Source organism: Amycolatopsis sp. NPDC048633, assembly GCF_040650695.1.
In the GTDB taxonomy this organism is placed as follows: domain Bacteria; phylum Actinomycetota; class Actinomycetes; order Mycobacteriales; family Pseudonocardiaceae; genus Amycolatopsis.
Map to the genome: position 1 here is coordinate 234671 of NZ_JBEZHS010000009.1, position 21420 is coordinate 256090.

A 21420-nucleotide genomic window follows, 5' to 3' on the forward strand; every position below is an offset into this window, starting at 1 on the left:
CGGGGACCTACTCCTTGAGCCCGCTCGCGGCGATCCCGCTGACGATGAACCGCTGGGCGACCAGGAACATCGCGACCAGCGGCGCGATGGTGACCAGAGCGCCGGCGAACAGCGCCGGCAGGTTGACCGACTGCGCGGTCAGGAACGTCGAGAGGGCGATCTGCGCGGTCCACGACGACGGGTCCTGCCCGATCACCAGCGGCCACAGGAACGCGTTCCAGCTTTCGATGAACATCAGCGCGCCGAGCGACGCGATCATGCTCCCCGAGTTCGGCAGGACGAGCCGCCGGTAGACGCCCAGGTAGCCGAGCCCGTCGAGCCGGCCCGCCTCTTCCAGCTCGACGGGAAACCGCAGGTAGAAGTTGCGGAACAGGATCACGGTGAACGCGCTGAACAGGTTCGGCGCGATGATCCCCCACTCCGTGTTGACCCCGCCCATCGAGCCGACGACGACGAACGTCGGCACGAACGTCACCGACTGCGGGATCATCAGCGTGACCAGCACGTACGTGAACACCGCACGCCGCCCGGGCACGTTGATCCGGGCAAGGGCGTACCCGGCCATCGAGCCGAACAGCGTGCCGACCGGAGCGGTGACGATTGCCACCAGGAACGAGTTCCACAGCGAGTGCGCCATCGGCACCGACGCGTCGGCGAACAGGTCACCGAAGTTGACCCACGACAGCGGGTCCGGCAGCCACGACCAGTCCGGCGAGCTGACCTGCTGCCGCGTCATCAGGGCGTTGCGCAGCATGATGTAGAACGGCGTCAGGAAGATCACCGCGAGGACCGACGCGAGGACGTACTTCGGCGCCTTCCGGGGCACCGCGACGACGGCCATCAGTCCTTCTTCCCGAAGCCGACGAACCGGCCCTGCAGCAGGGTGATCACGACGATGAGCACGGTCAGCAGGAACGCGCCCGCCGAGCCGACGCCGTAGTTCTGGTCGCCGAGCGCGGAGTCGTAGAGGTACACCAGCGGCGGCTTCACCGGCGCCGTCGCGGTGCCGGACAGCCCGGTGCCGAACAGGTTGTAGAACTCGTCGAAGGCCTGGAACGCGGCGATGAGGATGAGCAGCAGCACCGCCACCGACGTGTTCCGCAGCTGCGGCAGCGTGATGTAGCGGAAGGCCTGCCACTTCGTCGTGCCGTCCAGCTCGCCGGCCTCGTACAGGGACGGCGAGATCGCCTGCAGTCCCGCGAGGAACAGGATCATGTACAGCCCGACCTGCAGCCACAGCCGCAGCGTCACCACCGCGACCCAGTACACCGGCGGGCTCGTCTCCGACAGCCACGGCACCGGGTCGGCGCCGAACAGCCCGCCGAGGACGTTCGCGACGCCGGACGGCAGGCCGTTGAACAGCGCCATCTTCCACACCAGTGCCGCGACGACGTACGACACCGCCGCCGGGATGAGGAAGATCGTCCGGAAGAACGCCTTGCCGCGCTTGATGCTGTTGATCAGCACCGCGAGACCGAGCGACGCGACGAACGTGATCGGCACGATGAACACGGTGAAGAGCGCGATCGTCGACAGCGACGTCAGGAAGGCGTCGTCGCCGAGCAGGAACGCGTAGTTGTCGAAGCCGATCCAGTGCCCGATGGTGATGGTGCCGCGGGCGTCGTTGAAACTGAGCAGGAAGCTCCACGCGATCGCGACGTACTTGAACAGCCCCAGCCCGATCACGACCGGCCCGGTCAGCACCACGAACGCGCCGATCGCCCGCCAGTCCCGGCGACGGCGGCGCTTCTTCGCCGCCACCGGGACCGCCGGAGCCTCCATCAAGGCCGTCATCAGGCCAGCTGCTTGTCGACTTCGGCCTGGGCCTTCTTCGCCGCGTCGCCCAGTTCGGCGGCCGGGTCGGCCTGCCCGTTCGCGATCTTCGTCGCGGCCTGCAGGAACAGCGTCGCCGACGCCTTGTTCCACAGTCCCGAGTAGGACTTGCCGTTCTGCTGCGAGATCGTCACGGCGTCCTTCGCCGGGCCGCTGGAGAACTCGGTCGTCTGCGCGGCGACCGGCTTGCGGGCCGGGATGTGGAAGCCGTACTTGACGCACCAGTCCTTCTGCAGGTCGGCGTTCTTGATCCACAGCCAGTCGATGAACTTCTTGACCGCGTCCAAATTGGCCGACTTCGCATTGGCGAGCTGGTACCAGCCGCCGACCCGCGCGACCTGCTTGCCGGCGTCGCCGAACTTCGGCCACGCGACGACGCCGAAGTCGTCCCCGAGCGCCTTCTTGATGTCCGGCAGCGACCACAGGCCGCCCCACTGCATGGCGGTGGCGCCGTTGGCGAACGCGCCGGGGTCGGACCAGTCGGTCGGGTAGCCCTGGAGCAGGCCGCCGGTGTCGTGCAGCTGCTTGAGCCCGGCGATCGCCGCGACCGCCTCCGGCGAAGCGAACGCGACCTTCTTGCCGCTACTGTCGAAGAAGTCGCCGCCGGCCGACCAGAGCAGCAGCGTCGCGGCCTCGCCGACGCCGTCGGTGCCGACGTAGAGGCCCTTCTGCTTGCCGCTGGTGAGCTTCCGGGTCGCTTCGAGCAGCTCGGCGAACGTCTGCGGCGGCTGGACGCCCGCGGCCTGCAGCGCGCTCTTGCGGTAGTACAGCATCATGACGTCGTCGATCATCTTGACGCCGTAGATCTTGCCGTCGACGGTCACGGTGTCCAGCGCGGCCGGGCTGAAGTCGTTCTTGACCGGCGTGACGATGTCGTCGAGCGGCGCGAGCAGGCCGTTCTTGACGTTCTGGTACCGGAAGTCGCCGAGCTCGAACAGGTCGGGCGCCTGCGCGGTGAGCATCGCCGAGTTGAGCTTGGTCTCGTAGTCGCCGGCGATCCAGCTGACGTTGATCGCGATGTCCGGGTTGGCCTTGGTGAACTCCTGCGCGTAACGCTGGACCGCCTGCTGCGTCCCGGATTCGCCGTACGCGTGGTACCACTGCTGCAACGTGACCTTCGCGCCCGAGGCGGCGCCCGCGTTCTTGTTCAGCGGGTCCGAGGTGCAGCCCGCGAGGGCCGCTCCCCCGGCGAACAGGACGGAACCGACCAGGAAGCTTCGACGATTCAGTCTGAATGTCTCAGGGCTCACTCGATCTCTCCTTACACGCTCTCGGCGACGAAAAGACTTTGGATGGCGACGGCGGCCGCGCCCCGCGCCCACTCCTCGAACGGCAGTGGCCGGATCACCAGGCCGCAGCGGGCGGCGCTGCCGAACGCCTGGACCGCGAAGGTCCGGCGGATCTGGTCCTCGAACAGGTCGTAGGTGGCGACGCCTTCCCCGGAGACGACGACCCGTTCCGGGCCGAACAGGTTGACCAGCGCGGCCAGGCCGAGCCCGATCGCGTGGCCGGCCGCGGCGAACACCTCGCGCAGCGGCTCGTCCCCGCCGCGGGCGCGCGTCACGGCGTCGTCCATGGTCAGCCCGGGTTCGCCGGAGACTTCGCGGGCGCGCAGCAGGATCGCCTCGGTGGACGCGATCGCCTCGACGCAGCCCCGGCCGCCGCAGTGGCAGGGCGGACCGCCGTCGGCGACCGGAACGTGCCCGATCTCGCCGGCGACGCCGTGCGCGCCGCGGACCAGGTCGCCGTTCACCACGAGCGCGCTGCCGATGCCGGTACCCACCGTGACCAGCGCGAACGACGACGCGCCGACGCCCTCGCCGAACCACTGCTCGGCGACGGTCAGTGCCTTGACGTCGTTCTCCAGGGTCGTCGTCAGGCCGGTCGCCTCGTCGAGCAGCTCGGCGAGGGACACGTCCCGCCAGCCGAGGAACGGCGAGTACCGGACGACGCCGGACGCGCGGTCGACGTCGCCGGACACTGCGACGCCCAGGCAGTAGGCGCGTTCGCGCAGGTTGCTGGTGCCGTCCGGGGTCGCGCCGGCGAGCAGCTCGCCGACGAGGTCGGCCAAGGCGCGCACGACGTGGTCGACGTCGTGGCTCGTCAGCGCGTGGTGGGCGCTGGCGCGGACGTCGGCGCGCAGGTCGGTGACCACGCCGATCAGGTCGTCGCCGGTGATCTTGACGCCGACGAAGTACTCGCGGTCGGGCCGGATGGCGAGGGGGTTGGCGGGCCGGCCCGCGCCGGGGCCCGTGCGGCCTTCGGAGGCGAGCTCTTCGAGGTAGCCGGCTTCGATGAACGGCCGGGCCGCCTTGGTGACCGCGGCCGACGACAGGCCGGTCCGCCGGGCGACGTCGACGCGGGAAACCGGCCCTTCGGTCAGGACCGTGGTGAAGACGGTCGCGGCCGCCGGACTGGTGATCGGCGCCCTTGCCGGTGCACTGCGAGGCATGGCCGGAAGGGTAGGCAGTATTAATTAACTTCGTCAAGAATTTATTTTTCGGCTGGTCATGCCTACGCTCGGGATCATGTCGCTCGTCGAACACGACCCCGCGCACCGGCTCTGGCTGCTGCGCACCCCCGAGAGCTCGTACGCCTTCCGGCTCGACGCCGACGACCGGCCGCGGCACGTCCACTGGGGCCCGCCGCTCACCTTGGCGCAGGCCACGCAGGTCGCCGCGCGTCGCAACCCGGCCGACAGCAGCTTCGACGAGCCGGGCGACGAGCGACAGGAACTGCCGGCTGAAGGCGGCGCCTTCTTCGGCGTCGCGGCGCTGGCCGTGCGGTACGAGGACGGGACGTCGGCGCTCGAGTGGGGTTACGACGGCTTCGCGATCGAGGACGAGGCGCTCGTCGTCCGCCTCGCCGACCGGCACTACCCCCTCGAACTCGCCCTGCACTATCGCCTCCGCGGCGACGTCGTCGAGCGCTGGACGTCGCTGCGCAACACCGGCGTGGCCCCGATCTCCCTGCTGCGCACGGATTCCGCGTCGTGGACGCTCCCCCGGCGCGACGGCGCCCGGCTCACCCGCACCACGGGCGCGTGGAGCGCCGAGTACGGCGTGCTGCGCGAACCGCTGGCGGTCGGCGAAACCACCCTCACCAGCCGCCGCGGGGTGTCCAGCCACCAGGTCAACCCGTGGGTGATGCTCGACGCGGGTGACGCGACCGAGACGTCCGGCGAAGTGTGGTCGACGGCGCTCGCCTGGAGCGGGAGCTGGCGGATCACCGTCGAGCACACGCACACCGGCCGCGTCACGTGGACCGGCGGGTTCGGCCACGAGCACGTCACCTGGCGGCTGCTGCGCGGCGAAACCTGGGAGACGCCGGTGTTCGCCGGGCTCTACGCGGCCGACGGCTTCGGCGGCACCAGCCGTCGGTGGCACGCCTACGTCCGCGAGTTCGTCCAGCCGCACCCCGAAGAGCTGCGGCCGATCGTCTACAACTCGTGGGAGGCCACCGGCTGGGACGTCGACGAAGCCACCGAAACGTCCCTCGCCGACGCCGCGGCGAAGCTCGGCGCGGAGCTGTTCGTCATGGACGACGGCTGGTTCGGCGCCCGCACCGGCGACACGGCCGGGCTCGGCGACTGGACCGCCAACGCCCAGCGTTTCCCGGCCGGCCTGCGGCCCCTGGTCGACGCCGTCCACGCGCACGGGATGAAGTTCGGGCTGTGGGTCGAGCCCGAGATGGTCAACCCGGACAGCGATCTTTACCGCGCGCACCCGGACTGGGTGCTGCACATGGCCAACCGGTCGCGCACCACGCTGCGGAACCAGCTCGTGCTGAACTTCGCGCGCGCGGACGTCGCGGACTGGGCGCACAAGTGGCTCGACCGCCTGGTCGGCGAGCACGGCATCGACTACCTCAAGTGGGACATGAACCGCGCGTTCACCGAGGCCGGCTGGCCCACGGCGGGCGAGGACGCCGGCCGGCTCTGGGTCGAGCACGTCCGCGCGGTGCACACCATCTTGGACCGGCTGCGCGCCGATCACCCCGCGTTGCGGATCCAGGGCTGCGCGGGCGGCGGCGGGCGCACCGACCTGGGGATCCTCGCGCGCACCGACGAGATCTGGGCGTCCGACAACACCGACGCCGCCGACCGGATCACCATCCAGCACGGCTACGGCCAGATTTACCCCGCCGGCACGATGTCGGCCTGGGTCACCGACAGCCCGAACCCGACCACCGGCCGCGAAGCGCCGCTGAGCTTCCGGTTCCACGTCGCGATGGCGGGAGTGCTCGGCCTGGGCGGCGACCTGCCGCGGTGGAGCGCCGCCGAACTCGACGAGGCGACTCGGCTCGTCGCGCTGTACAAGGAAATCCGGCCGGTGGTGCAGCACGGCGAGCTGTACCGGCTGGCGGACCCGGCGAAGTCGGCGCTGACCGCCGTGCAGTACGTGCTGGAGGGCCAGGTGGTCGTGTTCTTCTGGCGGCGGCCGACGGAGTTCGCGCGGCCGGTCACCCCGCCACGCCTGGCCGGGCTGGATCCTTCCGCGCGGTACCGCGACCAGGACGGCGTCGAGCACGACGGCGCGGTGCTGCTGAGCCACGGTCTCGGCGTCGACCTGCCCGGGAGCGGGTACGCGAGCGCGGTCGTGCGGCTGACCAGGGTCTGAATACCCACGCCGACCGGCGTCACCAGGACGGGTGACCTGGATTGACTTTTCACCGGACGTGAGCCGAATGTGAAAGTCCTTCACTTCGCTCGCCAACGGAGGCAGCATGCGCAAGCGCCTGTCCGCTCTGCTCGTCGTGCCCGCGCTCGCCATGCTCGCCTTCGCCGCTCCGGCGTCGGCGAGCACGAGCTACCACGAGTACGTCGCCCTGGGGGACTCCTGGACCGCCGACGTCTTCGTCACCCTCCCGCCCGCCACCCAGTTCACCCCGCTCGACTGCGCACAGTCCACTTCGGACTACCCGCACGAGGTCGCCGGCGCGCTCGGCGTCGAAACGTTCCGCGACGCCAGCTGCGGCGGGGCCACGACGACCGACTTCACCCAGCCGCAGAAGCTGCCGCTGGGCGGGACCAACCCACCGCAGTTCGACCGGCTCACGGCCACCACGGACCTGGTCACCGTCGGCATCGGCGGCAACGACATCGGGCTCGCGTCGGCCGTGACGAAGTGCCTCAACCTCCTGCCGGTGAGCACGTGCAAGGCGAAGTTCACCGCGGGCGGCGTCGACCAGCTGGAAAACGCGGTCACGGCGAGCGAGCCCAAGGTCGCGAACGCGCTGCAGCAGATCCACGAGCGTTCGCCGCAGGCACGGGTCCTGCTGGTGAACTACCTCGCCGGGCTGCCAGCGAGCGGGAAGGGGTGCTGGCCGGTGATCCCCATCGCCGACGGCGACATCGCCTACCTGCAGGCGAAGTTCCTCCAGATGAACGCCATGCTCGCCCGGGTCGCCGCGGCCAACGACGCCGAGCTCGTCGACACCTACACCCCGACCGTCGGGCACGACGCGTGCCAGGCGCCCACCGTGCGGTACGCCGAGGGCCTGATCCCGATCTCGGCGAGCAACCCGCTGCTGCTCGCGTTCCCCTTCCACCCCAACGGCGCGGGTGCCGCGGCGCAGTCGGAGATCGTTCTCGGAGCCGTCCTCGGGGGCTAGGCTGTCCGGGTGCCCAAGATCGCGGTGACCCGGTGGATTCCCGACGCCGCGGTGAAGGTCCTGGCCGAGGCGGGCGACGTGGTGGTGTCGCCCGCCGACCGGCCGCTCACCCCGGCCGAACTGCACGAGTTCGCGGCCGGCGCGGACGCCGTGGTCGGCATGCTGCACGACCGGCTCGACGGCGCGCTCGCCGACGCCGCGGGGCCCGGGCTGAAGGTGGTCGCGAACGTCGCCGTCGGCTACGACAACGTCGACGTCCCGGCGCTGGCCGGACGCGGCGTCGTCGTCACCAACACCCCGGGTGTGCTCACCGACGCCACCGCCGACCTCGCCTTCGGCCTGCTCCTCGCGATCACGCGGCGCCTCGGCGAGGGTGAACGGCTGCTGCGCTCGCGCACACCCTGGTCGTTCCACCTCGGCTTCCTGCTGGGCTCGGGCCTGCAGGGCAAGACGCTCGGCATCGTCGGCTTCGGCCAGATCGGCCGGGCGGTGGCGAAGCGGGCCGAAGCGTTCGGCATGTCGATCGTCTACACCGGACGTTCGAAACAGGGTTCCGTTTCCTTCGAAGAACTCCTGGAACGCTCGGACGTCGTCTCGCTGCACTGCCCGCTGACGCCGGAGACGCGGCACCTGATCGACGCCGCCGCGTTGCGCGCCATGAAACCCGGCGCCTACCTGGTGAACACGACGCGCGGCCCGGTCGTCGACGAAGCCGCGCTCGCGGACGCCCTGGAGGCCGGGGAGATCGCGGGCGCCGCGCTGGACGTGTTCGAGAAGGAGCCCGAGGTCGAACCGCGGCTGCTCGGCCGCGACGACGTCGTGCTGAGCCCGCACCTCGGGTCCGCCACGCTCGAGACGCGCACGGCGATGGCCGTGCTGGCGGCCCGCAACGTCGCGGCGGTGCTCGCCGGGCGTCCCCCGCTGACGGAGGTGAAGCCGTGACCCGTGTCGTCATCGCGCCCGACAAGTTCAAGGGCAGTCTCACCGCGGTCGAGGCCGCGGAGGCCATCGCGCTCGGCGTGCGGGACGCCTTGCCGGACGCCGAAATCGTCTCCTGCCCGGTCGCCGACGGCGGCGAAGGCACCCTCGACGTGCTCGAAGCGGCGGGCGCGCGGATCGTCCGGCTGGCCGTCCGCGGGCCGCTCGAAGACCCGGTCCAGGCTTCTTACGCGGTGCTGGACGGTACGGCGTACGTCGAATCGGCGCGCGCGTGCGGGATCGAGTTCGTCGAGCCGAGCCCGCACACCGCGCTGGCCGCGCACACCTGGGGCGTCGGGGAACTGCTCGGCGACGCGCTGATCCACGGCGCTCGCCGGCTCGTCCTGACGGTCGGCGGCACGGCCAGCACCGACGGCGGGGCCGGGATGCTCGGCGCGCTCGGCGCCGGCGTGCTGGACGCGTTCGGCGCGCCGGTCGGCCTGGGCGGCGCCACGCTCTCGCGAGTGGCCTCGACCGAGCTGACGCCGGTGCGGGAACGCCTCGACGGCGTGCCTGTCGCGGTCGCCACCGACGTCACGAACCCGTTGCTGGGGCCGGAGGGCGCCGCGGCCGTGTTCGGGCCGCAGAAGGGCGCGGGGCCGGCGGAGGTGAAGTTGCTCGACGAAGCGCTGGGCCGGTGGGCGCACGCACTTCAGGTGGGCGGCGCTCCGGACGTCTCACGGATTCCGGGCGCGGGTGCCGGCGGCGGGGTCGCCGCGGGGGCGATCGCTCTCGGCGGGGTCGTCGAATCCGGCTTCGACCTCATCGCGGGACTGACGGGCGTCGACCAGGCCCTCGACGGCGCCGACCTCGTCATCACCGGGGAGGGTTCGCTCGACGAGCAGAGCCTGAACGGCAAGGCGCCGGCCGGGATCGCGGACCGGGCGCGGCCGCGTGGGGTGCCGCTGCTGGCGCTGGCCGGGCGGATCCAGCTCGACGCCGCCGGGCTGGCACGGCTGGGCGTGGTGGGGAGCAGCGCGCTGATCGACCACGCGCCGTCGCTCGACCACGCGCGGACGCACGCGGCCGAACTGCTGCGGGTGCGGGCCGCGGTCCTGGTCAGCGACTGGGCGGCCCGCTAGCGAGCGCATGAACGACTCGTTCACCGCGCCGGACGTCATGAACGAGTCGTTCATGACGTCGGCACCCGGGCGAACGGACCCTTCGCGACGCTGCGAAAGGCCCGACCGCCGCGGTCAGCTGGTGTGCTGCGGCAGCACGGCGAAGGCGACTCCGCCGGCTTCGTCCTCTTGGACGTCGAGCACCTTGTCGTCGAGCAACGCCGCGGCCTGGGGCTCGAGGAAGACCTTCGGGCCTTCCTCGACGCCCAGCACGCTGTCGCCCTCCGCGGGTTCGGGGGCGACGGACAGCGCCAGCTGGGCACTTTCCCCGTCGGCGTTCTGGACCGCCAGGCGGAGTCCGGCTTCGCCCTCCCCCTGGCTGGTCAGTGCGGTGATCGCCTCGGCGGCGGCTTCGGTCACGGTCAGCATCTTCGGCCTTCCTTCGTCGCGGTCCGGTGCACTGTGGTGCCCCACGCTAGGGGCGTCCGTTCGGGCGTGCAGTCTGAGCGGATCAGCCCTGCCGCGCCTCGCGGATGGCGTCCGCCACGGACCCGCCCGCGTAGTCCGCCTCTTCGCGCGGATCGGGGTCGGCGTGGCGGCGCGGGATCTCGTCGGCCGGGGCCACCTGCTCGTAGTCGGCCGGCGCGTCCTCGACGGTCTCGTCGAGCTGGTCGGCCGGGGTCGCCGCGAGCGGACGCTCCGGGACCGGCTCCGGCTCGGTGTCCGGCACCTCTTCGGCGAGGCGTTGCGCCATCGGCTCGCCTTCGCGGGCTTCTCTGGGCGTGGTGCCGAAGCGGTCGGCGGCGCTCCAGTGCTCGGGCGGTTCGATACCTGCTTCGAGGGGGTCCACGCGCAGTTCGTCCTCGTCCAGCGCCTCGCTGGGGTCCAGGCCTTCCGGTTCAGTCACAGGTTTCTCCCGTCATCGCCGGTGACCTACCCGAGGCCGGGAGCGCCGAAACTCCGGCGGTGTCGCCGGGATCACATTTCTTCAACCGCTTTAACATATTCACAAGTTTGTGAACGCGGGGTAGCTTCGGATCATGGCCACCACCAGGTGCGCGCCGGGACACCGGCTGCTCGCCACCGACCCGGAGCGGCACCACGAGCTCGGCACGCACGCCGCGTGGTACGTCGTGGCCGGCGTAGTGACAACCGGCGTCCAGGCCGTCCTGTTCCTCCTGCTGCGCGACGAGCTCGGCTCGCAGGTGGCGAACCTGGTCGCGATCGCGCTGACGACGGTCGGGAACACGGAGTTCCACCGCCGCGTCACCTTCGCCGGGCGGCCCAGCAACGCCGGGAAGCGGCACCTGCAGGACTTTCTGACGTTCGCCTTCTACGCCGGGTACGGCTCGGCCGTGCTGGCGATCCTCGACGCCGTCGTCGAGCGGCCGACGTCGTGGGAGGAGACCGGCACGCTGCTGCTGGCCAGCGTGGTGGGTGGGTTCGTGCGGTTCGCCGTGCTGCGCTGGTGGGTGTTCGCGCACCGTTCCGAAGGGGCCGCGGCCGCGCACACCGGCTAGCGTCTGGAGGCGTGGCCTCGGACGACATCACGCCCCACGAGGGCGGCAGCGAACCGGACTATCGCTTCACTCTGGCCAACGAACGGACGTTCCTCGCGTGGCTCCGGACGGCGCTGGGGCTCTTGGCCGGCGGGGTCGCGGTGCACCAGCTGGTCCCGGCGCCGGCGACGGCCAGCGCGGTGCTCGCCGGGCTGTGCGTGGCACTGGCGGCGGCGCTGGCCGCGACGGCTTATCCGCGGTGGCGGCGGGTGCAGATCGCGATGCGGGCCGGGGAGCCGTTGCCGCGGAGCCTGATGATCGTGGCGCTGACCGGCGGCCTGCTGGTGTTGATCGTGGCGGCGGCGGTGTTGCTGGTGGTGTCGTGAGGGAGCCGGCCGAGCCACCTCAGCCCACACGGACCACACAGCTCCCGCGGGACCGGCCGCCGCACCGGACCAGCCGGGTTCCGCGGCCGATGCGGACCACCCGTGTCGTACCCGGCCCGCATACCCGACCACGCACCGCACACGCCGTTGGGCCGTCCGAACAGCCCCCGTATGCCCCTCCGGCAGCCGTTCAAGCCATTCGGCCCAACCCCGCCCGGCACCCCTTGCGCCCCCGAATACCGCGCTTTCGCGATTATCGCGACGTCAGAAGTACCGTCATCGACCTGCGGGTCACCGCGTGACCACCCCGGATGGCGCCCAGGCCGAGCGCACCGGGCTCGCCTGGCGGCGGACCGCTCTCGCCTCCGCCGCCTGCACCGTACTTCTCCTGCACTCCGCCGCCCAGCGCCATTGGGGTGTCTCTCTGGTCCCCGTACTGTTCGCCGCCGTGACATCCGCCCTGCTCGCAGCGGTGGCCGCGCGCCGCGAACGGGTGTTGCGGACCGCCCCGCCGGTGGTGATGGGCCCCGCGCTGCCCGCCGTCGTGTCGCTCGCCGTGACCATGACTGCCACTTCCGTGGTCGTCTTCCACTGACGGGTGAACTCGGCACATCCTGAAACCGATTAATCGCAATGTGCACGGGCTGGTCGCGGGAACATCACGGTCACTGCTGCTAACGGGGTATTGGTCGTTGAAATCTGGACTGATCCGCCATGAGGTGCTTACGATTACCCAGCGTCGCACGGATCGCAGGTGAGCCGGGATCTCCCGGAGTATCTGCGATCGGATAGTCACAGAGAGTTGATCCCCCGGCAGCGACGGTCTGGGGTCGGCCGGGGAGACGACTCATGACAGCACCGACGAGGACCGCCGAGCAGTCCGACAGCAGCGATCGCGATTATCGCACCCCGGAGTCATTGCCGAGGCCCAGCGGACGGCTCACCAAGGAGGACCTCGACCCGCTCGTCAAAGACGCGGGCGAGGGCAATCCCGCCGCCATCCACAACCTGCTCCACATGATCGAGCCGGTCGTGGTGCGGTACTGCCGGGCCCGCATGGGCGGCCGCGACCTCTCCTACCTCTCGGCCGACGACGTCGCCCAAGAGGTCTGCCTCGCGGTGCTGAAGGCCCTCCCGGACTACCAGGACCGCGGCGGCTCCTTCCTCTACCTCGTCCACGCGATCGCGGCCAACAAGGTCGCCGACGCCTACCGCGCCGTCGCCCGCGACCGCTCCGAGCCCGTCCCCGAGCTCCCGGAGCGCCCGCTGGTCGCCGGCAACGAGCCCGAGTCCCACGCGCTGCACCTCGACCTCGGCGCCCGCCTCGGCCGGCTGCTGGCCTCGCTGCCGCGCGTGCAGCAGGAGATCCTGACCCTGCGCATCGCGGTCGGCTTCTCGGCGCAGGAGACCGCCGAAGCGCTCGGGATTTCCGCGGGCAACGTGCGCGTGACGCAGCACCGGGCGCTGACCCGGCTGCGCGGCATGATCCACGAAGACGAGTTCTAGACCACCCCAGCGGCGGGCGGGGAAACCTCTTTTACCCCCTGGAAGACGTTTCCCCGCTCGCATCCAAGCCGTAGACGCGACGGGCGTTGTGCTCGAACACGCCCAGCCGCTCGGCATCCGAGAGCCCGCCGGTCAGCGCGATCGCCGCGTCCAGGACCAGCTCGTAGGACGCCGCCAGCTCGCAGACCGGCCAGTCCGAGCCGAACAGCAGCCGCTCGGGGCCGAACGCGTCCAGCACGTGGTCGACGTAGCGGCGCAGGTGCGCCACCTCCCAGCCCGTCCAGTCCGCCTCCGTGACCAGCCCGGAGAGCTTGCACACCACGTTCTCCCGGCCGGCCAGCGCCGTCACCCCGGACGCCCACGGCTCCCACTCCCCCGCCGCGATCGGCGGCTTCGCCGCGTGGTCCAGCACCAGCCGCAGCTCCGGCAGCCGCAACGCCAGCTCGCTCGCCGCCGGGAGCTGGGGCGGGCGGACCAGCAGGTCGAAGGCCAGCCCGGCCGAGGCCACCGTGCTCAGCCCGGCGACGATCTCCGGACGCAGCAGCCAGTCGTCGTCCGGTTCGGTCTCCACCTGGTGCCGGATCCCCACCAGCGGCCCCTGGGCCCGCAGCGCGGCCAGCCGGTCCGCGACGTCCGGGGCCCGCAGGTCGACCCAGCCGACGACGCCTGCGATCACCGGCTCCGCCTTCGCCGTCGCGAGGAACTCCTCCGTCTCCTCCGGCGAGGACACCGTCTGGACGAGCACCGTCGCGTGGACGCCGGCCGCCGCGGTGACCGCGCGCAGGTCGTCCACCGTGTACGGGCGGCGGATCGGGTCGAGCGCCGCCCCCGCCATCCACGGGTACTTGCGCCGCGACGGGTCCCACAAGTGGTGGTGGGCGTCGATCATGAGACTCCTTCGGCGATCACGACGTCGGCGCGCAGCAAGCCCGCGTCGACCAGCTCGGTCCACAGCGCCGGCGGCACCGCGGCCCGCGCGCGCCGCGCGTTCACGCTCACCTGGTCCGGATCATGCGCGCCGACGACGACCGACGCCACCGCGGGGTGCGCCATCGGCAGCGCCAGCGCGGCTTCCGGCAGCTCGACGCCGTGTTTCGCGCAAATCTTCGCGATCCGGCTCGCCCGCTCGACCAGCTCGGCCGGCGCCTCGGCGTAGTCGTAGACGCTGCCCGGTTCCGCGGTCGCCAGGATGCCGCCGTTGAACGCGCCGCCGACCACCACCGTGACGCCGCGTTCGGCGCACAGCGGCAGCAGCTCGTCGAGCGCCGGCTGGTCGAGCAGCGTGTACCGGCCGGCCACGAGCACGGCGTCGAGGCCGGTGCGGCGGACGAACTCGCCGAGCATCGGCGCCTGGTTCATCCCGGCGCCGAACCCGCCGATCACGCCCTGCTCGCGCAGCTCGCGCAACGCGGGGAACGCGCCGCGCAGGGCTTCCTCGAAGTGGTCGTCGGGGTCGTGCACGTAGACGAGGTCGACGCGGTCGAGCCCGAGCCGCGTCAGGCTGTCCTCGAGGGACCGCAGGACGCCGTCGCGGCTGAAGTCCCACCGGCGCTTGTACGCGGCCGGGACGGCGAAGCCCTGGTCGTCGACGGCGCCGGCGCCGTCCGGGTTCGGCTCCAGCACGCGGCCGACCTTCGTCGAGAGCACGTACTCGTCGCGGGGGTACGCGCGCAGTGCGGCGCCGAGGCGGGTCTCGGAGAGGCCGAGGCCGTAGTGCGGCGCGGTGTCGAAGTACCGGACGCCCTCGTCCCACGCGCGGCGCACGGTCGCGGCCGCGGTCTCGTCGCTGATCGCGTGGTAGAGGTTGCCCAGCTGCGCGCAGCCGAGTCCCAGCGGGGACAGGGAGAGTTCCAACTCCGTCACTCCTTCACCGGCAGTTCCCAGACCAGTCCGATGCCGGTGTCGTCGCCGGAGTAGTCGTCCTCGACGGCCAGCAGCTCGGCCATCCTGGCCTGCCACGGGATGTTCGCGGGGTGGTCCCGCAACGCCGCCCGCATCGCCGCGTAGTCGTCCACTTCGACGACGTGAAAGAGGTCGAGACCGTTACGCCAGATCCGCCACGACCGGACGCCGGCCTCGCGCAGCGCGACGTCGAGCTCGGGCGGGATCACCGCGTGGACGGACTCGTACTCGGCCTCCTTGCCGGGTTCGAGCCGGGTGTGCAGAGCCACTCTTTGCGGTGCGGCCTGGTGGGTCATCACCACTCCTTCGCCGGGACATGGCACGCTGGGGAGTACCACCCAAACATCCGAGGTCTGTTGCAGGGAAGGGCGGACACGATGCCCGTCACCGATGTCGCGATCGACAAGATCAAGGACATGATCATCTCCGGCGAGCTGGCGCCCGGCGACCGGCTGCCGAAGGAGGCCGAGCTGGCCCAGCGGCTCGGGCTTTCGCGCAGCTCCCTGCGGGAGGCCGTCAAGGCGTTGTGCCTGATCCGGGTGCTCGACGTCCGCCAGGGCGACGGCACGTACGTCACCAGCCTCGAGCCGAACCTGCTGCTCGACGCCATGACGTTCGTGGTCGACTTCCACCGCGACGACACCGTCCTCGACTTCCTCGCGGTGCGGCGGATCCTCGAACCGGCCGCGACCGCGCTGGCCGCGCTGCACATGAGTGACGACGACATCGCGGAGCTAGGCACCCTGCTCGGGGAGCTGGCCGACTCGCCGACCGTCGAGGCCCTCGTCGCCAACGACCTGCAGTTCCACCGCAAGATCGCCGACGGCTCCGGCAACCCCGTGCTCTGTTCGCTGCTCGACAGCCTCTCCGGGCCGACCGCCCGGGCCCGGATCTGGCGCGGCCTCACCCAGGAGGGCGCGGTCGCGAAGACCCGGGAACAGCACTCGGCGATCTACGAGGCGATCGCGGCCCGCGAGCCGGAACTGGCGCGCTCGTGGGCGACCGTGCACGTCGCGGGCGTGGAGCAGTGGCTGCGCAACGCACTGGGCACGGCCGACGACCCGACGATGCCCGACCTGTCCGCGGAAGCTTCCTGACACCACACGCACCTCCGGCTTTGAACGTCGGATGATCACGCGACCGGGCTCAGGTTTGGGGTTTGCCGCCGGCGTAGCGGGCGATGATCAGCGCGACCAGGATGATGGCGCCGTAGATCGCGCCCTGCCACTCCGCTGTCACGTGCGCGTAGTTGAGCAGGCTCGACACCGATGACAGCAGCAGGACGCCGGTGAGGGCACCGACCAGGGTGCCCTTGCCGCCGTCGAGCGAGACGCCGCCGATCACCGCCGCCGCGAAGACCTGCAGGATCAGCCCCGACCCCTGGTTCGCACCGAGGGCGCCGACGTAACCGGTATACGCGAGCCCGCCGATCGCGGCGAGGATGCCGGCGACGACGAACACCGCCCACGCGATCCGGTCGACGCGCACCCCGGCCGCCCGCGCGGCTTCGCGGTTGCCGCCGATCGCGTACAGCGCGCGGCCGACGCGGTGGTAGCGCAGCACCCAGCCGGCGATCGCGAACAGGGCCGCGGCCAGCCAGACCGACATCGGCAGCCCGAGGAACGTCGTGGTCGCCAGGTTCGTGAACGAGTCCGGCAGGTTGAACAGCGTCTTGCCCTTGGTCGACCCGACCTGGACGCCGCGCAGCACGGTGAGCATCGCCAGCGTCACGATGAAGGCGTTCAGCTTGAGCTTCACGATCAGGAAGCCGTTGACGAACCCGACGAGCGCGCCGCACAGCGGGATCACCAGCAGGCCGATCGCGGCGGGCAGCTCCATGCCGAAGCCGGCCGACGCCGCCGGGATGACCACCATTGCGCCGAGCGCCGGTGCCAGGCCCATCGTGGACTCGAGCGACAGGTCGAACTTGCCGGTGATCAGCACCAGCGACTCGCCGAGCACGACCAGCGACAGCGCCGCCGACGCGGTCAGGATGCTGACGATGTTGCTCCAGCCGACGAACGTGTCGTCGACCAGGCCACCGATGACGAACACCACGATGAGCGCGGGCAGCAGCGCGAGTTCGCGCAGCCAGACGGCCTTGCGGCGCCGGGGTGGCGCGGGCAGCTCCGTCTGCGGATCGGTCATCACGTCGGTCACGAAAGCTCGACTCCTTCGATGTCGGCCACGAGGTCGCCGTCGGACCACCCGGCCTGGTGCTCGGCGACCACGGCCCCGGCGCGCAGCACCAGGACCCGGTCGCTCAGGCGCAGGTCGTCGAGCTCGTCGCTGACGATCAGCACCGCCTTGCCTTCGGCACGCACGCGGTCGACGACCGCGAGCAGCGCCTCCTTCGACTTCACGTCCACGCCGGCCGTCGGGTTGATCAGCACCACGACCCGCGGGTCGCTGGCCAGGGCCCGCGCGAGGACGACTTTCTGCTGGTTGCCGCCGGACAGGTCGGACACCGGCTGCTCGGCGCTCGCGGCGACGATGCCGTAATCCGCGAGTGCCTGCGACGCCTTCGTGAACCGCGTCTTCGGCGACGCGATCCCGCCCCGGCCCATCTTGTCCAAAATGGACAGCGTCGTGTTGTCCATGATCGGGTGTTCCAGCACCAGGCCTTCGTGGTGCCGATCCCGGGGAACGCAGCCGATCCCGGCCTTCAGCGCCGCCGGGATGTCGCCCGGCCGCAAGGGCTTGCCGTCCACGCGGACCGTGCCCGCGGACGGCGTCCGCAGGCCGTAGACCGTCTCGGCGACCTGGTGCTTCCCGCTGGCGTTGCTGCCCGCGAGCCCGACGACCTCGCCCTCGCGGAGCCGGAACGAGACGTCGGAGAAGCCGTCGCCGGACAGGCCGTCGACCTGCAGGATCTCCGGCGCGTCGGCCTCCAGGGCGTCGCGCGTGGCGGCGTCGCGGACGGACAGGCCGCCGGGTTCGCCGGTCATCGCGTCGACCAGCTCGGCCCGGCCGACCTCGGCCACCGGCGCGGTCAGCACGTGCTTCGCGTCGCGCAGCACCGTGACGGCCTGGCAGACCTCGTACACCTCGTGCAGGTGGTGCGAGATGAACAGGAACGTCACGCCGTTGGCCTGCATCTGGCGCATCCGCTCGAAGAGCCGCTCGATGGCCTGCTTGTCCAGCTGCGCGGTCGGTTCGTCGAGGACGATGAACCGGGCGCCGTAGGACAGCGCGCGGGCGATCTCGACGAACTGCCGGTCCTCGACCGACAGCTCGCCGGCCGGGGTGTCGACGTCGACGTGCACGTCCCACGAGTCGAGCAGTTCGCGGGCCTTGCGCCGCAGCGACTTCCAGCCGATGGCGAACCCGCCGCCCGCCTGCCGGTTGAGGAACAGGTTCTCGGCGACCGTGAGCTGCGGGACGACCATCGCGTGCTGGTACACGCAGGCGACGCGCGCCTTCCAGTCGTCCTGCTTGGTCAGCGCGGGGGCCGGCTCGCCGCCGAACTCGACGTGCCCGGTGTCCGTGGCGGACAGGCCGGTGAGGATGGTGACGAGCGTCGACTTTCCGGCCCCGTTGCGCCCGACGAGCGCGTGCGACTCGCCGGGCAACACGTCGAGACTGACGTCGTGGAGCGCCACGGTGGGGCCGTAGCGCTTCCCGACTCCTACGGCGCTGACCACCGGGAGGGCGGATTCGCCGGCGGGCAGCGCGGTCACAGGTTGTTCCCCCACAGGGCCTTGTCGTCCACGTTGGCCTTGGTGATGACGGGCGCGGGCAGCTGGTCCTCGAGGATGCCGGGGCTGATCTCGACGATGGTGCTGCCGTGGTCGGTCGGGCCGGGCTTGAACGTCTCGCCCGCCATGGCCTTCTTCAGCCAGTACAGGCCGTACTTCGCGTACGCGTCGGCCGGCTGGGACACCGTGGCGTCCAGCTCACCGGCCCGGATCGCGGCCAGCTCCTGCGGGATGCCGTCGTTGGACACGAGCACGATGTGCTTCGGGTCGCCGACCGGGAAGGAGAGGTTCTTGCGCTTGAGCGCCTGCTGGGTCGGGGCGAGGTAGACGCCGCCGGCCTGCATGTAGACGCCCTTGATGTCCGGGTTCGCGGTCAGCATGCTGTCCAGGCCGGAGGACGCCTTGTCGGCCTTCCACTCGGCCGGGATGTCCAGCACCTGGATGCCCGGGTACTTCTGCGCCATGCAGGCCTTGAAGGCCTCCGAGCGGTCGCGGCCGTTGACCGAGGCGAGGTCACCCTGGATCTGCACGACCTTGCCGGACTTGACCTTCTCGCCGATCGCGTCGCACGCCTTGGTGCCGTAGGCCTTGTTGTCGGCCCGCACGACCATGGCGACCTTGCCGCTCTCGGGGGCGACGTCGACCGCGACCACCGGCACGCCCTTGTTCTCGGCCTGCTTGAGCCCGGCGACGATGGCCGCCGAGTCCAGCGGCGTCACGACCAGGCCCTTGACGCCCTGGTTGAGGAAGGTGCCGATGTCGGTGATCAGCTTCGCGGGGTCGCTGTCCGCGTTGACGGTCGGGAGGACGTCGACGCCCTCGGTCTTCGCCATCTGCGGCACGTAGTTGTTGTAGGCCTGCCAGAACGGCGAGGTCAGCAGCGGCAGGGTCGCCCCGACCTTGCCACCGGCACCGCCGCCCGGCGCGGGCGCCGTCGCGTTGTCCTTGGTGGACCCGCAGGCGGCCAGCACGAGGCCGCAGACGGCGGCCGTGGCGGCCACCTGGATCACCCTGTTGTGCACCGCATCCTCCTTGATGACAGCGAAAAAAGCCTTATTGGGGTTGCACCGGGCCGCGCGGGCGCAGGCCGTACATGCCACCGTCGACCGCGAGCGCGGTGCCGGTGGTCGAAGCGGAAAGCGGGCTGGCGAGGTAGGCGATGGCGTTCGCGACCTCGTCGGCGGTGACCAGCCGGCCCATCGGCTGGCGCGCCGCGAGGGCCGCGCGTTCGGCCGCCGGGTCGTCGGCGGCGTCGAGCAGCCGGCTCACCCAGGGGGTGTCCGCCGTGCCCGGGCACACGCAGTTGACGCGGATCCGGTCGGGCAGGTGGTCGGTCGCCATGGCCAGGGTCAGCGAGAGCACCGCGCCCTTGGTGGCCGAGTAGAGCGCGCGGTTGGGCAGGCCGGCCCAGGCCGCGATGGAGCTGGTGTTGACGATCGCCGCGGACGGCGAGTTCTTGAGGTGCGGCAGCGCGGCGCGCGCGAGCCGGACCATGCCGACGACGTTGACGTCGAACACGCGGTGCCACTCGTCGCCGTCGTTGCCGGTGACGTCGCCCTGCGCGCCGATCCCGGCGTTGTTGACGAGGATGTCGAGGCGCCCGAAGCGTTCCACGACGGCGTCGATCGCCGACGTCACTTCGCCGTCCGAGCTCACGTCGCAGCGGAAGCCGGCGAACGGCGTGCCCTCGGGCTTGAGGTCGAGGATCGCCACCTGCGCGCCGCGTTCGGCCAGCAGGGTGGCGGTCGCGAGGCCGATCCCCGAGGCGCCTCCGGTGACGGCGGCCACCAGGCCCTCGAATTCACTCACTTGCGGTCTCCGTCCACTCGGGACCGTCCGGGAAGCGGAACCGGCGCAGGGTGGCGTCGTGCATGCGCGCGGAGAACCCGGGGGCGGTCGGGGCGAGGTACCGGCCGCGTTCGACGACGGCCGGATCGGTGAAGTGCTCGTGCAGGTGGTCGACCCACTCGATCGAGCGGTCCGCGTCGGTGCCGGACACCGCCACGAAGTCGAACATCGAGAGGTGCCGGACGAGCTCGCAGAGCCCGACCCCGCCGGCGTGCGGGCACACCGGGACGCCGAACTTGGCGGCCAGCAGCAGGATCGCGAGGTTCTCGTTGAAGCCGCCGACGCGGGCGGCGTCCAGCTGCAGCACCGAAATCGCGTTCGCCTGCAGCAGCTGCTTGAACACCACGCGGTTCTGGACGTGCTCGCCGGTGGCGACCCGGATGGGGGCAAGCGCTTTCGCGATCGCCGCGTGCCCGAGGATGTCGTCCGGCGACGTCGGCTCCTCGATCCAGTACGGGTCGTACGGCGCGAGCTCGGTCATCCAGTCGACCGCGGCCTGGACGTCCCAGCGCTGGTTGGCGTCGACGGCGATCCGGATGCCGTCCCCGACGGTTTCGCGGGCGAGCTTCATGCGCCGGACGTCGTCCTCGAGGTTGCCGCCGACCTTCAGCTTGATCATGTCGAAGCCGTCCGCGACGGCCTGTTCGGCCAGCCGCACCAGCTTCGCGTCGGCGTACCCGAGCCAGCCGGGTGACGTGCTGTAGGCGCGGTAGCCGTCGGCTTCCAGCTGTGCGGTCCGCTCGGCTCGGCCGGGCTCGGCGGCGCGCAGGATGTCGAGGGCTTCGGCTTCGGTGAGCGCGTCGGACAGGTAGCGGAAGTCGACGAGGGACACGAGTTCCTCGGGCGTCATGCGGGCCGCGAACTTCCAGACCGGGAGCGCGGCGCGGCGCGCGGCGAGGTCCCACGCGGCGTTGACCACCGCGCCGACCGCCATGTGCGCGACGCCCTTTTCCGGGCCCAGCCAGCGGAACTGCGAGTCGCCGACGAGCGTGCGCGACAGGTCGCCGAGCGCGGCGGCGGGGGGGGGCGGCGCGCCCGCCCCCCGCGGCCGGGGGCGCGGGGCGGGGGGCCGCCGCGGCGCGGCGCGGGCGGGAGG

General features: G+C 71.4%; 23 protein-coding genes. 9 read left to right on the top strand and 14 right to left on the bottom strand.

What is annotated here, in order from left to right:
- Window positions 1-7: 7 nt before the first annotated feature.
- From AB0C38_RS19405 to AB0C38_RS19420, 4 genes are read right to left on the bottom strand one after another with little or no spacing between them, the layout of a single operon-like run.
- A complete protein-coding gene (locus AB0C38_RS19405; RefSeq protein ID WP_360674823.1) occupies window positions 8-841 on the bottom strand; it encodes a carbohydrate ABC transporter permease in 834 nt (277 codons plus the stop codon).
- Window positions 841-1794: a sugar ABC transporter permease gene (locus AB0C38_RS19410; protein ID WP_360674826.1), complete on the bottom strand. Its 954-nt coding sequence runs from the start codon at window positions 1792-1794 to the stop codon at window positions 841-843. Before AB0C38_RS19410 ends, AB0C38_RS19405 begins: the two co-directional genes overlap by 1 nt.
- A complete protein-coding gene (locus AB0C38_RS19415) occupies window positions 1794-3083 on the bottom strand; it encodes an extracellular solute-binding protein (protein ID WP_360674829.1) in 1290 nt (429 codons plus the stop codon). The genes AB0C38_RS19410 and AB0C38_RS19415 overlap by 1 nt, the downstream gene beginning before the upstream one ends.
- Before the next feature lie 11 nt (window positions 3084-3094).
- On the bottom strand, window positions 3095-4285 hold the full coding sequence (locus AB0C38_RS19420) for an ROK family protein (protein WP_360674832.1): 1191 nt from the start codon (window positions 4283-4285) through the stop codon (window positions 3095-3097).
- A gap of 76 nt (window positions 4286-4361) precedes the next feature.
- Here AB0C38_RS19420 and AB0C38_RS19425 point away from each other — a divergent pair, with 76 nt between their 5' ends.
- From AB0C38_RS19425 to AB0C38_RS19440, 4 genes are all read left to right on the top strand, one after another.
- On the top strand, window positions 4362-6452 hold the full coding sequence (locus tag AB0C38_RS19425; RefSeq protein WP_360674835.1) for an alpha-galactosidase: 2091 nt from the start codon (window positions 4362-4364) through the stop codon (window positions 6450-6452).
- A 106-nt stretch (window positions 6453-6558) separates the two neighbouring features.
- Window positions 6559-7446 (top strand): SGNH/GDSL hydrolase family protein, encoded by an 888-nt coding sequence (locus AB0C38_RS19430; RefSeq protein WP_360674838.1) that lies wholly within the window; start codon window positions 6559-6561, stop codon window positions 7444-7446.
- A 9-nt stretch (window positions 7447-7455) separates the two neighbouring features.
- On the top strand, window positions 7456-8388 hold the full coding sequence (locus AB0C38_RS19435) for a D-glycerate dehydrogenase (RefSeq protein ID WP_360674841.1): 933 nt from the start codon (window positions 7456-7458) through the stop codon (window positions 8386-8388).
- Complete coding sequence (locus AB0C38_RS19440; protein WP_360674844.1) at window positions 8385-9506, top strand: glycerate kinase; 1122 nt, start codon at window positions 8385-8387, stop codon at window positions 9504-9506. The genes AB0C38_RS19435 and AB0C38_RS19440 overlap by 4 nt, the downstream gene beginning before the upstream one ends.
- 114 nt (window positions 9507-9620) lie before the next feature.
- Here AB0C38_RS19440 and AB0C38_RS19445 read toward each other — a convergent pair whose 3' ends face one another.
- Complete coding sequence (locus AB0C38_RS19445; protein WP_360674847.1) at window positions 9621-9914, bottom strand: iron-sulfur cluster biosynthesis family protein; 294 nt, start codon at window positions 9912-9914, stop codon at window positions 9621-9623.
- Between the two features lie 82 nt (window positions 9915-9996).
- Complete coding sequence (locus AB0C38_RS19450) at window positions 9997-10392, bottom strand: hypothetical protein (RefSeq protein WP_360674850.1); 396 nt, start codon at window positions 10390-10392, stop codon at window positions 9997-9999.
- Between the two features lie 133 nt (window positions 10393-10525).
- Between AB0C38_RS19450 and AB0C38_RS19455 the strand changes: the two genes are divergently transcribed.
- The 4 genes from AB0C38_RS19455 to shbA all read left to right on the top strand — a co-directional run bounded on the left by AB0C38_RS19455 (window position 10526) and on the right by shbA (window position 12876).
- Window positions 10526-11005, top strand: a complete 480-nt coding sequence (locus tag AB0C38_RS19455; RefSeq protein WP_360674853.1) for a GtrA family protein — start codon at window positions 10526-10528, stop codon at window positions 11003-11005.
- An 11-nt stretch (window positions 11006-11016) separates the two neighbouring features.
- A complete protein-coding gene (locus AB0C38_RS19460; RefSeq protein WP_360674856.1) occupies window positions 11017-11370 on the top strand; it encodes a DUF202 domain-containing protein in 354 nt (117 codons plus the stop codon).
- A gap of 298 nt (window positions 11371-11668) precedes the next feature.
- Window positions 11669-11965 carry a DUF202 domain-containing protein gene (locus AB0C38_RS19465; RefSeq protein ID WP_360674859.1) on the top strand — a complete coding sequence of 99 codons (297 nt, stop codon included), beginning with the start codon at window positions 11669-11671 and terminating at the stop codon, window positions 11963-11965.
- Between the two features lie 254 nt (window positions 11966-12219).
- A complete protein-coding gene (gene shbA / locus AB0C38_RS19470) occupies window positions 12220-12876 on the top strand; it encodes an RNA polymerase sigma factor ShbA (protein WP_360674862.1) in 657 nt (218 codons plus the stop codon).
- A 31-nt stretch (window positions 12877-12907) separates the two neighbouring features.
- Here shbA and AB0C38_RS19475 read toward each other — a convergent pair whose 3' ends face one another.
- The 3 genes from AB0C38_RS19475 to AB0C38_RS19485 are packed head-to-tail and all read right to left on the bottom strand — an operon-like array spanning window position 12908 to window position 15074.
- Window positions 12908-13765, bottom strand: coding sequence for an amidohydrolase family protein (locus AB0C38_RS19475; RefSeq protein ID WP_360674865.1), 858 nt, complete (start codon window positions 13763-13765; stop codon window positions 12908-12910).
- Window positions 13762-14730, bottom strand: coding sequence for an aldo/keto reductase (locus AB0C38_RS19480; protein WP_360674910.1), 969 nt, complete (start codon window positions 14728-14730; stop codon window positions 13762-13764). The genes AB0C38_RS19475 and AB0C38_RS19480 overlap by 4 nt, the downstream gene beginning before the upstream one ends.
- Before the next feature lie 5 nt (window positions 14731-14735).
- Window positions 14736-15074: an L-rhamnose mutarotase gene (locus tag AB0C38_RS19485; RefSeq protein WP_360674868.1), complete on the bottom strand. Its 339-nt coding sequence runs from the start codon at window positions 15072-15074 to the stop codon at window positions 14736-14738.
- 81 nt (window positions 15075-15155) lie between these two features.
- On the opposite strand from AB0C38_RS19485, the gene AB0C38_RS19490 reads away from it, so the two are divergent.
- The gene (locus tag AB0C38_RS19490) at window positions 15156-15875 is read left to right on the top strand and encodes a FadR/GntR family transcriptional regulator (protein ID WP_360674871.1); all 720 of its coding nucleotides are present in this window, start codon (window positions 15156-15158) and stop codon (window positions 15873-15875) included.
- Between the two features lie 49 nt (window positions 15876-15924).
- Here the strand turns inward: AB0C38_RS19490 and AB0C38_RS19495 are convergent, their stop codons facing one another.
- The 5 genes from AB0C38_RS19495 to AB0C38_RS19515 all read right to left on the bottom strand — a co-directional run.
- The gene (locus tag AB0C38_RS19495) at window positions 15925-16938 is read right to left on the bottom strand and encodes an ABC transporter permease (protein WP_360674874.1); all 1014 of its coding nucleotides are present in this window, start codon (window positions 16936-16938) and stop codon (window positions 15925-15927) included.
- Window positions 16935-18458, bottom strand: a complete 1524-nt coding sequence (locus AB0C38_RS19500) for a sugar ABC transporter ATP-binding protein (RefSeq protein ID WP_360674877.1) — start codon at window positions 18456-18458, stop codon at window positions 16935-16937. Before AB0C38_RS19500 ends, AB0C38_RS19495 begins: the two co-directional genes overlap by 4 nt.
- Window positions 18455-19486, bottom strand: coding sequence for a sugar ABC transporter substrate-binding protein (locus AB0C38_RS19505; protein WP_360674913.1), 1032 nt, complete (start codon window positions 19484-19486; stop codon window positions 18455-18457). Before AB0C38_RS19505 ends, AB0C38_RS19500 begins: the two co-directional genes overlap by 4 nt.
- Before the next feature lie 43 nt (window positions 19487-19529).
- The gene (locus AB0C38_RS19510; RefSeq protein WP_360674880.1) at window positions 19530-20285 is read right to left on the bottom strand and encodes an SDR family oxidoreductase; all 756 of its coding nucleotides are present in this window, start codon (window positions 20283-20285) and stop codon (window positions 19530-19532) included.
- The coding region (locus AB0C38_RS19515; protein ID WP_360674883.1) for an enolase C-terminal domain-like protein at window positions 20278-21420 on the bottom strand (1143 nt) is incomplete at its 5' end. The genes AB0C38_RS19510 and AB0C38_RS19515, both read right to left, overlap by 8 nt.

Coding starts and splice junctions, on each gene's coding strand:
- AB0C38_RS19445 (WP_360674847.1), bottom strand. CDS start 9,914: ATGCTGACCGTGACCGAAGCCGCCGCCGAGGCGATCACCGCACTGACC.
- AB0C38_RS19485 (WP_360674868.1), bottom strand. CDS start 15,074: ATGACCCACCAGGCCGCACCGCAAAGAGTGGCTCTGCACACCCGGCTC.
- AB0C38_RS19490 (WP_360674871.1), top strand. CDS start 15,156: ATGCCCGTCACCGATGTCGCGATCGACAAGATCAAGGACATGATCATC.
- AB0C38_RS19420 (WP_360674832.1), bottom strand. CDS start 4,285: ATGCCTCGCAGTGCACCGGCAAGGGCGCCGATCACCAGTCCGGCGGCC.
- AB0C38_RS19405 (WP_360674823.1), bottom strand. CDS start 841: ATGGCCGTCGTCGCGGTGCCCCGGAAGGCGCCGAAGTACGTCCTCGCG.
- AB0C38_RS19425 (WP_360674835.1), top strand. CDS start 4,362: ATGTCGCTCGTCGAACACGACCCCGCGCACCGGCTCTGGCTGCTGCGC.
- shbA (WP_360674862.1), top strand. CDS start 12,220: ATGACAGCACCGACGAGGACCGCCGAGCAGTCCGACAGCAGCGATCGC.
- AB0C38_RS19430 (WP_360674838.1), top strand. CDS start 6,559: ATGCGCAAGCGCCTGTCCGCTCTGCTCGTCGTGCCCGCGCTCGCCATG.
- AB0C38_RS19410 (WP_360674826.1), bottom strand. CDS start 1,794: ATGACGGCCTTGATGGAGGCTCCGGCGGTCCCGGTGGCGGCGAAGAAG.
- AB0C38_RS19455 (WP_360674853.1), top strand. CDS start 10,526: ATGGCCACCACCAGGTGCGCGCCGGGACACCGGCTGCTCGCCACCGAC.
- AB0C38_RS19475 (WP_360674865.1), bottom strand. CDS start 13,765: ATGATCGACGCCCACCACCACTTGTGGGACCCGTCGCGGCGCAAGTAC.